This window comes from Flavobacterium sp. GT3R68, from assembly GCF_007109225.1.
In the GTDB taxonomy this organism is placed as follows: Bacteria; Bacteroidota; Bacteroidia; order Flavobacteriales; family Flavobacteriaceae; genus Flavobacterium.
On sequence record NZ_VJZK01000002.1, the window covers coordinates 333,271 to 346,210 of the forward strand.

At 36.3% G+C, this 12,940-nt stretch carries 11 protein-coding genes; all 11 read right to left on the reverse strand.

Going from position 1 to position 12,940, the window contains the following annotated elements:
- Nucleotides 1-17: 17 nt before the first annotated feature.
- A complete protein-coding gene (locus tag FNW07_RS05855; RefSeq protein ID WP_126743901.1) occupies nucleotides 18-2,375 on the reverse strand; it encodes a polysaccharide biosynthesis tyrosine autokinase in 2,358 nt (785 codons plus the stop codon).
- A gap of 5 nt (nucleotides 2,376-2,380) precedes the next feature.
- Nucleotides 2,381-3,145, reverse strand: a complete 765-nt coding sequence (locus tag FNW07_RS05860; protein WP_126743902.1) for a polysaccharide biosynthesis/export family protein — start codon at nucleotides 3,143-3,145, stop codon at nucleotides 2,381-2,383.
- A 77-nt stretch (nucleotides 3,146-3,222) separates the two neighbouring features.
- On the reverse strand, nucleotides 3,223-5,187 hold the full coding sequence (locus FNW07_RS05865; RefSeq protein ID WP_370511491.1) for a polysaccharide biosynthesis protein: 1,965 nt from the start codon (nucleotides 5,185-5,187) through the stop codon (nucleotides 3,223-3,225).
- Nucleotides 5,188-5,292: 105 nt separating this feature from the next.
- Nucleotides 5,293-6,435 (reverse strand): DegT/DnrJ/EryC1/StrS aminotransferase family protein, encoded by a 1,143-nt coding sequence (locus tag FNW07_RS05870; protein ID WP_126743903.1) that lies wholly within the window; start codon nucleotides 6,433-6,435, stop codon nucleotides 5,293-5,295.
- On the reverse strand, nucleotides 6,428-7,054 hold the full coding sequence (locus tag FNW07_RS05875) for an acetyltransferase (protein WP_185964622.1): 627 nt from the start codon (nucleotides 7,052-7,054) through the stop codon (nucleotides 6,428-6,430). Before FNW07_RS05875 ends, FNW07_RS05870 begins: the two co-directional genes overlap by 8 nt.
- Nucleotides 7,044-7,646 carry a sugar transferase gene (locus FNW07_RS05880; RefSeq protein WP_126743904.1) on the reverse strand — a complete coding sequence of 201 codons (603 nt, stop codon included), beginning with the start codon at nucleotides 7,644-7,646 and terminating at the stop codon, nucleotides 7,044-7,046. The genes FNW07_RS05875 and FNW07_RS05880 overlap by 11 nt, the downstream gene beginning before the upstream one ends.
- A 10-nt stretch (nucleotides 7,647-7,656) precedes the next feature.
- Nucleotides 7,657-8,808: a glycosyltransferase family 4 protein gene (locus FNW07_RS05885; protein WP_126743905.1), complete on the reverse strand. Its 1,152-nt coding sequence runs from the start codon at nucleotides 8,806-8,808 to the stop codon at nucleotides 7,657-7,659.
- On the reverse strand, nucleotides 8,801-9,922 hold the full coding sequence (locus tag FNW07_RS05890; protein WP_126743906.1) for an acyltransferase: 1,122 nt from the start codon (nucleotides 9,920-9,922) through the stop codon (nucleotides 8,801-8,803). Before FNW07_RS05890 ends, FNW07_RS05885 begins: the two co-directional genes overlap by 8 nt.
- 3 nt (nucleotides 9,923-9,925) lie before the next feature.
- Nucleotides 9,926-11,011, reverse strand: a complete 1,086-nt coding sequence (locus tag FNW07_RS05895) for a glycosyltransferase (RefSeq protein ID WP_126743907.1) — start codon at nucleotides 11,009-11,011, stop codon at nucleotides 9,926-9,928.
- A gap of 10 nt (nucleotides 11,012-11,021) precedes the next feature.
- Nucleotides 11,022-11,900 (reverse strand): glycosyltransferase family A protein, encoded by an 879-nt coding sequence (locus FNW07_RS05900; protein WP_126743908.1) that lies wholly within the window; start codon nucleotides 11,898-11,900, stop codon nucleotides 11,022-11,024.
- Between the two features lies 1 nt (nucleotide 11,901).
- Nucleotides 11,902-12,939 carry an EpsG family protein gene (locus FNW07_RS05905; protein WP_255512731.1) on the reverse strand — a complete coding sequence of 346 codons (1,038 nt, stop codon included), beginning with the start codon at nucleotides 12,937-12,939 and terminating at the stop codon, nucleotides 11,902-11,904.
- Nucleotide 12,940 lies beyond the last annotated feature (1 nt).

Consider the following 12,940-nt stretch of genomic DNA (forward strand, 5'->3'; position numbering starts at 1 on the left):
AGGCATCAGCCTCTTTTTTATTTAAATATTCTTTTATACCAAGGTGCTTTTTCAATTTCGACACCATACCCATAGCCATAGCCATAGCCATAGCCATAGCCTTTGTTTGTATCAGTGTCATTTAGCAATAGTGCCATATTAGGCAATTTACTTTCTTTATACAATCGATCCGGAATATGCAGCATCCTCTTGTCTAAATAATTCGCACGGACAACATATACAAATGTATCCGCATGTTTTGCGATAATTAATGTATCAGTCACCAGACTCACCGGCGCGGTATCTACTACTATATAATCGTATTCTTTTTTTAATTCGGTAAAAAGCTCATCTACTTTTTTGTTCATTAATAGCTCGGCAGGGTTCGGAGGAATAATTCCGGCAGGAAATACGTGGAAATCTTCAAAGCCATTTTGTTTGGCAATGTAGTCCTTACAACTCCCCTCTTTGGCAGCCAGATAGTTGGTAATTCCTTTATTAGGAAGGTCCAAATAGTCATTAAGTTTTGGATTTCGGATATCCATTCCTAACAACAGCACTTTTTTTCCCGAAAGGGCTATCGTACCTGCCAGGTTTACAGCAATAAATGTTTTTCCTTCTTTAGGTAAAGTAGAAGTAACAAATATAGTTTTCGCTATTCCATCAGGTACCTGATTCAGCATAAATTCGAGATTGGTCCGGATAATCCGGAGTGCCTCAGCGGCCCCGGTCCGGGAAGAAGCGGTGATTATTTCATTATGAGTCTCGGAAGTGGGAACGTCGCCCAAAAAGGGAACAGCAAATTTACTTTCAATATCAAAACGGCTTTTAATTTTTGTATCGAGCAGATCAATCAGATAAATAATCCCAAAAGGAATTAATAACCCCAATACCAATGCTCCTAAATAAATAATATTTTTCTGGGGAGATATAGGAGACTTCATTGCCAATGCGGAATCAATTACTTTAGCATTTGGCTCCGTAACCGCCAGTGAAATCGCTGTCTCTTCTCTTTTCTGTAACAGATACAGGTACAAAGTTTCTTTAATCTGTTGCTGACGTCCTAACGCACGAGATTCTCTTTCGAGTGTGGGTATCTTAGAAATTTTTCCGTTTACAAGTGCATTTTGTCTTGACAAATCATTTCTACTAATTTCTAAAGCCGTTCTTTGCTGTATTAAACTGGAATTTATGCTGGTTTTTAATGCTCCAATTTTACTAATGATGTTCTGTACTACTACATTGTCAGGCCCTGCATTTTTTAATAAACGATTTCGTTCCAAAACCAATTGATTGTATTGGTCTATCAATCCCGCAGCCTCTGTGTCGGATGTTAAAATATTAGCGGGAATCAAATCCGAAATATTGCTTTTAGACACAAATTCCCTCATTGATTTTACCACTTTTAATTGGGTTTCAATCTCAATTTCCTTTTTTTCAAAATCACTGGCATTTTGCATGAACAACCCGGCATCTGAAGTAATATCAGTAATACGATTCGTTTTCTTGAAAGTTTCGGCTTCTTTTTCTACACCATCCAATTCTCTTGTAATCAACTCCAAACGCTGTTCAATAAACTTTGAAGTGTTTTCTGAAATAAAATTTTTATCTGCTATAGCATCCTGATTATAATTTGAAATCAGTGAATTCAAAAAATCTTCCGCCTTTTCCGGAACGGGGTCAATAAGCGAAAGTTCGACAATGCTGGTAGTTTTACTCAATGCCATTACAGACAATCTGCCTTTAAAGCTATCCGCCGTATTTTCTACCGGATTTATTACAATATTGATTGTAAAGTTGCCCCAATTTAATTTTTGGTCTTGTTTTTTAAAAATTACAAATGTTTCATTTCTGTGATTTACTACTTGTCCAAAACTAAAATTTCCAATTTTACTACCACCATCAGCATATAAGTTAAATTTTGAATCAGATGTACTTTCCACGCGGTACAAATGGCTTCTCTTATAAAAGTCATCGGATACTTTTGAAAATACAATTTCTATTGGAACATTTTTATATATTTCTGCAGAATTAACTCTTCCTATATTTAAATAATTTATATTCAATCCCAACTCTTTCACAGCCGCTTGTATTAATGTCCTCGATTTGAGGATTTCGATTTCATTATCTACATTGCTTTTATTATTGGAAAGCATACCGAGGTCGGAAAATGCCGCAAGTTCAGAAATGCCACCTTTTTTTTCGTCTTTGATTGAAATTGTTATCGCTGCCTTGTATTGAGGAACTAAATATCGCAAATAAAAATAAGCTAGCGACAGCATAATGAAAACGCCTAAAGCGAACCATTTCCATTGCATTAAATAACGTTCTATCTGTTCTCTAAAACTAAATTTATTCTCCTCTATGTCTGATAAAAAGGGTTGATTGTATTGCATGGAAATTATCTAGTAGTTAAAGTAATCACAGTAATAAGCAATGAGACCAGCGAAAATGCAATTCCTATATTGGGACCAAAAACGGAAGAGTTTATTTTAGTTTTATTGGGCTCAACGTATATAACATCATTTTGTGCGAGGTAATAATAAGGAGAATTTATGAAGTCACTTTTAGTTATATCTACTTTATCTATTGTCTTAACACCGTCCTTTTCCCGAATAATCATAATATTTTTTCTTTTCCCATATATGCTCAAATCTCCAGAGAGACTTAATGCTTCCAGAAATGTGATTCGCTCACTTTGGATAGGGTAGATTCCAGGTCTGCCGACTTCGCCTAAAACTGATATTTTAAAATTAAGAATCCTTAGATTTACAATAGGTTCCTTAATATGATTCTCTAAAAGCGTCTTCATTTTTTGAATGGCATTCAATCGGGTCAAACCAGCTAATTTTATTTTTCCCAACATCGGAAAATCAACATTTCCTTCTTTATCAATTAAATAAGACTGCAACTGGTCTTGTCCTCCTAAAGTTCCTGAATTACTTTGAATCATGTTATAAGGCGCTGCAATTTCAGGATTTTCGGCAGAAACCACGATCATAACTACATCATCCGATTGCAATACGGGTTCAAAATTGGCCACTGAAGCTGCAATTTGCTGTCCATCAGATTGCAAATAAATAAGATTTTTTTTTGAAGTACAGGAAAACAAGGTGCCTATTAAAAGAAAGAGTATAATGATTTTAGATTCGAATTTGACTGTCATGTATGTAATTTAAGATGCAAAGATATAATTTTAATCTATCGTTTTTTGAACATTCCAATTTTGTAGCCAATCTTCGACTATTTGTCCAGAATTTCAAAAGTGGAGTTCATACTGATAAATTCAGGCACAATTTCTTTCATCTTGGTAACTATCTTTTGGTTTTGAAAGGATTTTGCTATTGAAATCAATTCATTTATTTCTATCTCCAATTCTACAAAATGATCACTGATTACTTCTGCAATCATTATCTTTTCATGATACGTAGGCAGTGCCTTTGAAGAATCATTCAATAATTCCTCATATAATTTTTCGCCAGGACGCAATCCTACGATTTTAATAGAAATGTCTTTATCAGGGATAAGTCCGGCCAATCGAATCATTTTTTTAGCCAGATCAATTATTTTTACAGGTTTACCCATATCAAAAATATAGATTTCGCCTCCATTACCCATCGCCCCTGCTTCCAATACCAATTGACAAGCTTCAGGAATGGTCATAAAATATCGGATAATTTCGGGATGCGTAATGGTAATTGGTCCTCCACTTGCAATTTGTTGCGTAAACAATGGCACCACTGAACCATTTGATCCCAATACGTTGCCAAAACGTGTTGTGATAAACTTGGTCGTTTTACGGTCATTATTTTGAAAATTATAAAATAGTGATTGCACATATTTTTCAGCTATTCTTTTGCTGGCTCCCATAACGTTACTGGGATTCACGGCTTTGTCTGTGGAAACCATCACAAATTTATCAACATTATATTTTTTTGCTAAATCGGCCAGATTTTTGGTTCCAAGTACATTCGTAAAAACGGCCTGGGCGGGATTCTCCTCCATTAAAGGCACATGCTTATAGGCCGCGGCATGATAAACGATATGGGGCTGATGCTGTTTAAAAATTTCTTCCATAACGCCATAATTCCTAATGTCTGCAATAATCGAGCATATTTTAGCGGTAATGTCAGTCTTACTGAGTTCCAGACTCAAATGATGGAGCGGTGTTTCGGCCTGGTCAAGCAGTATGATTTTTTCAGGATTAAATGATTTTACCTGCCAGACAATTTCACTTCCGATAGATCCTGCTGCTCCGGTAATTAGAATCGTTTTTGATTTAATCTGCGTTGAGATACTTTTGTTATCCAAAACAATCGGATTACGCTCCAGTAAATCCTGAATTTGAATATTCTTAACCTTTTTTGAAATTTCATTCGGATCTTCCCAGTCGGTAACCGCGGGAAGAGTAAAAACTTTAAAATTATATTCAAGACATTCATCAACTATTGCCATTTTATCGGCTATGGTTAGACTTCTGTCGGCTAAAATCAAAGCCTCAACATTCATAGCACGCAACAGAACAGGAATTTTCTTTTTCTGATTCAGAATAGGCAAATCGAGTATTGTTTTGGCGGAATTCTGACCGCTTCTATTTAGGAAACCTACCAATTTAAATCGCGTGGGAATTTCTGCTTGTAAAGCGTTTGCTACAGAAATAGCATTGGCATCCGAACCGTAAATCACCGCTCTGATTAATCCTCCCTTACTCTTTTCCGCGGTATAAAACTCAAACATTTTCTTGACAAAAATCCTAAATAAGAATAACAGCGAGAACGAAATCAGATAATTGACCACCAGTCCCGGGACAAGATATATCTTTTTTCCTATTAGGAAATATGCACTGTAGTTAAAAACGACTAAGGAAACAAAGGCAGAAGTGGTCGAGAACAGCAATTTTATACCATCTATAAAAGTGGAATGTCTGATGATTCCAGAGTAGGTCCTATAGACCAAAAAGAAAATCATGTTAGCCAATACCACAATACCATAGCGTACCGGCACATCCAGTGTGTCGTAAAAAGACATTGTCAGATTAGAAATCAACAGATAGGTAATGATGTTGGAGCAGATAACTATCACAACATCAATACAAAATATAATCCATCGCGGAAGATAATTTATTTTACTTAAACTTTTCTCCAAAATAGTTCTGGAAAGATTTTGGTTAAGCACTCTTTTTATATTTTCTATTAGCTTCGAATTCAATGACACCAAGTTTTATTGAACAAATTTATACAAATGCAATCCAAAATCACAATTTTATCAAAAAATAGCACTCTTTATAACAAAATTTATCAAATTTGAGTCTATTTACTTATTAAAAAACAAGTCAAATGTTTGTTTAATACGCTCTCTCTCAATATCTGTAATATTGGACCCGGATGGAAGACAGAGCCCGTCTTCAAACAGACTCTCTGCGACATGCTTTCCATAATATGGATATTTTTCAAAGATAGGTTGTAAATGCATCGGCTTCCATAAGGGACGGCTTTCTATATTTTGCTGCTCCAACGCAAGTCGCAAATCTTCTCTTGTTCTACCATTCAATTTTTCAGGCTGCATTACAATGGCCGATAACCAATGATTGGACTTATAATCAGAGTTCGGCTCGGTGAATACGGTAACGCCCTCGATAGCCGCAAAATAATCTTTATAAAACTGATTCATCGCTCCCCGCAGCGCTACATGTTTATCCAGCACTTCCATTTGACCCCGGCCAATTCCAGCGCAAATATTGCTCATTCGATAATTGTACCCTATCTCACTATGCTGGTAATGAGGCGCATTGTCTCTGGATTGTGTGGCAAAAAACACCCCTTTTTCTTTTAATTCTTTGGTTTTAGTCACCAGGGCACCACCTCCTGATGTGGTAATAATTTTATTTCCGTTGAACGAAAGGATTCCAAAATCCCCAAAAGTTCCACACTTACGTCCTTTAAAAGTACTTCCTAATGCTTCGGCACTATCTTCAATTACAGGAATCTGATATTTATTAGCTACGAATTGAATGGCGTCGACATCAAAAGGCATTCCATATAAATGGACCGCGATGATAGCTTTAGGTTTCTTCCCTTTTGCTAGTCTGTCAATGATAGCGTCTTCCAGCGCTTTTGGACACATGTTCCAGGTTTCGCTTTCACTATCAATAAAAACCGGTATTGCCCCCTGATATAAAATCGGGTTGGCCGAAGCCGAAAAGGTCATGCTTTGGCAAATAACCTCATCGTTTTCTTTGACACCAAGTAAAACTAGTGCCAGATGTATGGCGGCGGTACCGGAACTCAAAGCGCCCACGTGGATTTCGTGGTCCAGGTATTTTTCTAAATCGAGTTCAAAACCGTTGACATTTGGTCCTAAAGGTGCAATCCAGTTCGTATCAAATGCTTCTTGTACATAAAGTAGTTCTTTTCCACCCATATGAGGTGAAGACAGCCAGATTTTCGAATTATTCATTTGATTTGTTTTCTTTGTATTTTATTATTTTCCCTGGATTGCCTACAACAACAGCGTAATCCGGAACATCTTCAATTACTACTGTTCCTGCACCTATGACAGCCCATTTCCCAATTTTAATTCCCTGAATGACAGAAGCCCCGATTCCGATATGGGTTCCCTTTTCAACAATTATATCGCCTGCCATAGCAACATTGGGAGAAATATGGACGAAATCATGAATCTCGCAGTCATGTTCAATGACAGCTCCCGAATTAATAATACAATGTGCTCCAATTGTTGTTGCCGCATTGATTATTACGCCCGCCATCACAACCGTTCCCTCCCCTATTTCTGAATATGGGGAAACAATGGCCGAAGGATGAATGGCAGATAGAAAGGTCGTATTTACTTTTTTTACAATTTTTTTCCGGATGAGATTATCGCCGATAGAGATAATCATACTTTTATCTAAAAAATCCTTGCAGTCCATTGTGTGCACAATGGGTATATTGAAGATGGAATTTTCTCTGGGATTATCATCCAAAATAGCCTCAATTTGCTGATTGTTCGACTGTAAAATATCGATAATTACTTTGCAGTGCCCGCTGGCACCGTATAGATAAATTTTATTTTCCATTAAATGGCTCTATTGTAGCAGCATCGGCCGCATTAATTCCTTCTCTTTTAATTACTTTTTGAACGGTCTTCCATAAAATTTTCATATCCAAAGCAAATGAAATATGATCTACATACCAAACATCCAATTCAAATTTTTTATCCCAGCTTATGGCGTTACGCCCATTGACTTGAGCCCAGCCGGTAATACCTGGTTTAACTTCGTGCCTTCGGTTTTGAAAACCGGAATACAGATGCAGGTAATGTACCAGTAATGGCCGAGGTCCTATTAAACTCATACTGCCCATTAAAACATTCCATAACTGGGGAAGTTCATCGAGAGAAGTTTTTCGGACGAAAGTCCCCACTTTTGTTAAGCGTTCTTTGTCAGATAACAGATTACCTTGCGAATCTTTTTTATCGTTCATCGTTTTGAATTTCACAATCCTAAAAATATTCCCGTTTTTACCGGGACGCGATTGAAAGAAAAAAGGATATCCCTGATTAGCAACAAAAAGACAGATGGTGACCATTATAAAAATTGGGCTCAATACCAGTAACCCCAGTAAACTGGAGCAGAAATCGAAAATTCTTTTTATATAGTGTTGGTACATCCGTTAAAATTTAAGCGTCAAATTTACGATATTCCAGCAATAAAGCTTCCCATACCAACTTTTGTTCATAACGCGAAATTATCAGATTACGGGATTGCTGTTGCAGATGATTTCTGAGGTCAGTGTCTTGCAATAATTTTTGCATCGCATCCTGCACCGCCTTTGAATCTTTGGCCGGTATGATAATTCCATTTAGATTATCGATAACAATTTCATTGCAACCATTGATATCCGTTACTATAGCAGGCAAGCCCATCGCTCCGGCCTGAAGGACTACATTGGGAAACCCCTCGCGGTAACTCGGAAACACCAGAACATCGGCAATAGCCAAATACGGACGTATATCATTCTGAAAACCTACCGATATAATATTTTTATGTTGTTTTATTTCCTGTAAGGTATCCGCATCCAAAGGATCCAAATCATTTTCGAACGGTCCGACCAATAGTAACTTTACATCATCATGGTTTGCATTCAATTTTTTAAATGCAGTCACAAGTTCATTCATTCCTTTGTCACTGACCAAACGGCCAACAAAAATAAAGACAAAATCCCCGGTATTTATCCCTAACCCGTGTTTTAACATTGTATTGACTTCCGCACTATATAAATTAGGGTCAAAATAATTGCTGTCAATACCGTTTACATTGCCGTTGGCCAATACGTTCAATGGTTTAGCAGTGATTTTATACCGTACTAAATCGTGCTTTACGCCTTCGCCTTCCGGGTAAACATTGGTAGCAAAATGACATAATAATTTATCCATTCTGATTAGTATTTTTTGAAGCATTCCGGTTTTTGACGGAAAAATCAAACCGGTAAAAGTGTGCATTCGGACCGGAACGCCGGCAAAATAAGCCGCGGTCATACTGAGTAATCCGGCTTTTGGCGTGATGGAATGAACAATAAATGGCTTCTCTTTTTTAAATAACCGATACAATTTCCACAAGGAAATGATATCCTTTACCGGACTAATCGCGCGCTGCATCTGAAGATTTACCGTGCGGACTCCTTCGCGCAAAGCGACCTCATCCAAATGATGATCGGCACCCGAAACCGCTATCACTTCATAATTTTGTTTCAAAAATGCCAATTGGCCTTTGAGTAAAAAATTCAGAGACATAGCGATAGTGGAGGTCCGAATGATTTTTTTTTTATTCATTATAACTGAACTTTGAAGAAGCACTTTTTATAACAGCAAACTTCGATTTTATTTTTATAAATGGCTTTTCAAAATAATTATAAGAAAAGTAGGCAATAAGAATTGTAGAAACAAAAACACTACTGTAGACCAATGCATATTTTAATGGTGATATGATGGTACTATTTTTCAAAAGCATCCCACAATAAAAAATTATCAATGGATGGTAAACATACACCCCATAAGAAATTTTCCCAAAGAAGTCAAAAAAGGAACTGTTCAAATTCAACAATCTATTTTTTACATTGATCTGACCAACAATTATCGTTAAGGTCACAATAGATATTATAAATGTATCCACAATAGCATTCAAATGGTATTTATTAATTATCAATAGCCCTAAAATTGACAATGCGATAAACTGAGCATACTTATTATCAAATATTTTTAGGAAAAGCTTATTCTTGTTAAGATACAGAATTGCTCCTAACCCTCCAATCATCATACAATCAAATCTATTCACAACAGAAAACACAGCACTGTTAGAGAAAGGATACAGATACCATAAAACGAGCCTTAGTAGATTTTGGAGAATAATAAAAATCAAAATAATCAGTGTTATATTTTTTTGAACTTTCTTTATTAGCCACGGCCAGAAAGAATAAAATTGTTCTTCAACACCGATTGACCAAAAGTGATCTAAAAAAGGGATTGCAAACTGAAAAATGAAAGGAATATTTGCCGTAAAAAACAGATAGAAAATCAAACTATAAAAGGAAACTAATTCGTCTTTAAAAAAATACAACGTTAGCAGCACTGCAAACAAATATAAATAATAAAGAGGCCATATTCTGAGGATTCTCCTGATATAAAATTTCTTTATGTCTATTTGGTGTTTTTCTTTTTCTATTTGTAACAAATAGGTGATTAAAAATCCACTTAAAACAAAAAATATCGTTACTCCATATTCAGCTAATCTGTAACCTTGGGGACTTCCGTCTCTCCCTTCACCTAATATGTAAGCGTTTAGATTAAAAGTACCTAAGGCTAAAGTAGTATGCGAAAACACAACAGCTAAGGAAGCAATTGCCCGTAATCCGTTTAATCCGGGAAGAAATAATGGTTTATCTTTCATTTTTTATGTAAATGAATTATATAATTTTATATGTTGTTCTATCATTTTATGAATGTCATATTCAGAAGCTCGTTGCTGACAAGCCTCTGCAACAGAATGATAATGGTTGGGGTTTGCAAGCAGAAGTGAAATTTCCTCCGCAAGTTGTTTTGCATTTCCTGCCGGAAAAAGTATACCGGCCCCATTTACTATTTCCTTCAGCCCGGGAACATTTGATGCTATAAAGGGTTTCCCGGACGCCATTCCTTCGATGCTGGATAATGATAACCCTTCATATTTGGATGAAAGCACTACTATATCTGCCATTTTTAACAACTGTGGCACATCCATTCTCAATCCCAAAAACACTACTCTTTTTTCCAAACCTAACTTCGCCACCAGTGTTTCAGCATCCTTTTTCATAATTCCGTCGCCAATCAAAATCAATTTCACATTATCTGGAAGCAAAGCTAAAGCATAAATCAACGTGGCCTGGTCTTTAGGCTCCTGGAAAGAGGAAACCTGTATTACTATTTTGGCATCGTTTTCCGGTAAAAAAAATATCTTCGGCAATGCCTCGGCGTTTCTTACTTTACTGATGTTAACCCCATTTGCTATCACTTCAAATTTTTGAGGAGGCATTTGGGTATGATTGACCTGTACTGCCAATACTTCGGGAGTGATACAGATAATTTTGTCATATCTCCGATAAAAAAACTTGTCAATTAAACGCACTAAAACATTATTTTCAATTCTTCTGTTCGATGTGCTGTGCTCGGTAAAAATCAATTTAACTTTTGAAAATGAGATTATTTTAGCGAGTGCAACCCAGTATTGTGCCGGAAACAAATGCACGTGAATCAGATCGTATTGCTTTAAATAGGGAATTATTTTAAAAATATTCAGCGGATTGTATACTGAATCCGTTCCTAAAGAATAAATAGTACAGCAATCAAGTGCTTTTAATTCGGCCATAAATGGAACATTACTGCCATTTAATACCAAAAGATCCATATGAATGCCTCTTTCATTGTAAATCGGAAGAGTTTCTAAAAGAAGTTTTTCGGCTCCCCCAGTGGCTAAACTATTGATTACTTGCAGTATTTTCACGTTGCTCGAGTTATTTTCTGGTTTTAAAACGGACGTATAAGTTCAACAATAACCCCGCAGGTAAAGCTAAAAGTACCACTTCCGGTTTTTGGGTTTGTTTTAGCAATGAAAAGTCTTTAACAAATAAAGCAGATGAAACTAAATGTATCGCATTTTTGAATTGTTCTTTAAATGTATTGCCGTATTGTATTCGGCTAAGTCTTGAAAAAGCAAAGCCGCGCGGATTTTTGCGATACTGCCGAAAAATATTCAAAGTGGAACCATCAGGTTGGTATTCTACAATGCAGAACACTTCATTTACCGGTTTCAAATCATAAGCCTGATCGATCAGAAGGCATTTGTAATCCAGAGGCACGAATTTTTCACCCCGAAATTCTGGATATGCAGGATATTTTTTAACCACATCCGTTCTGTAGACTAACTTTTTATCTCCCTGGACGCCATATTTGGTATACAATTCATTCAGTTTACAATGGGTCAGCTGGGATGGAATTTTAGTCCCAATAATATTTCCGTTTTTATCAGCATCCAAACCAATGATTCCGGCATATTCCTGGGATAAATCCTGTGTTTCTTTTACAATAGTTTCTACAGCATTGTCAGGCATAAAGTCGTCTGAATCAATACAGACATTAAATTCCGTTTTTATCAATTCATACGCTTTGTTGTGACCCGTATGCATTCCGCCATTTTCTTTATAACAATATTGGATTTCTATTTTAGACTCATTGATCCAGGACTGAACTAACTCACGGGTATTATCAGTCGAACCATCATCAATAATCAACCATATAAAATTCGTACTAGTCTGACGGAGCAAACTTTCATATACTTGATTCAGACAGTAGGCTCTGTTATAAGTTGGCGTAAATACAGTCAGTGTTTTCATATTAGGCCAGAATTACATTCATAAGATAAGTAAAAGTAAAATAAGCAATCAACACATAACCAATAACCTGATGTTGTTTGAGGAAAAAACGTTGTTTCAGGAAAGGGTAAATAATTACAAGGGCCAACATAAACCAGGACAGGTATGCAAAGCGGTTGGAGAAATTAGCCCGGATGACTAAAATCCAAAAAGCATTGACAATTAAATAAATATTTAATAAATGGTGGTATAACTTATCTTTAAAACCTTTTTTTATCACAAAATAATAACCCGCAAATACACCTGTAGCACTATAAATCAAGAAATCCCAGCGGAAGCCTGTACTGCTAAAATCATCCTCATTTATATTTCCTTCGGTTAAATAACTCATTCGATCATCTCCAAAGCCCAAACCCGCAAAAAAGTTTTCCCAAAAACCACCCAAAGCTAATGAAAGTGGTATGGCTGCCAACCAGACATAAAAATACTTTTTGGGATTATTTTGGACCAAGGTTAATCCATATGCTACAGTTGGCAGTAGTATGGATTTGTGCACAGCACATGCCAATAATAAAAAAAAGATCATTACCGCCTTTCGTTCGGTAAACACTAATGCTATGATAAACAGTGAAGTTGCCATCCCGTTTCTTATTCCGTTGGTTCCATATGCCCAAAAGGAAAAAGAACCTACCAGCAACAGAAAGGCATAAAACCAATAGTCTGCAAACCATTTTTTGGACAAATACCACAACGGTAAGACATATATAGCGGCGCAAAGAAGAAAAAATGTACCCGCTGTCATTACATACGAACACGCTTTCATGAATAGATGAAATGCAACATCATCTTTGGCTATGATCGGGTTACCTTCCTGATAGCTTTCAAAATACATATTATAAGTACCCATATCCCCAAAATAGAAACCACTTACCGGCCTCAAACCCATATACAGTATTACAAAAAGCAATATAATTTTTCCTGTAAACTGAAGATATGATTTATTTTTACGCTCATCTATCCCAAGTAATTGTGTATGCAGGACTGTTAATAATACCACCATA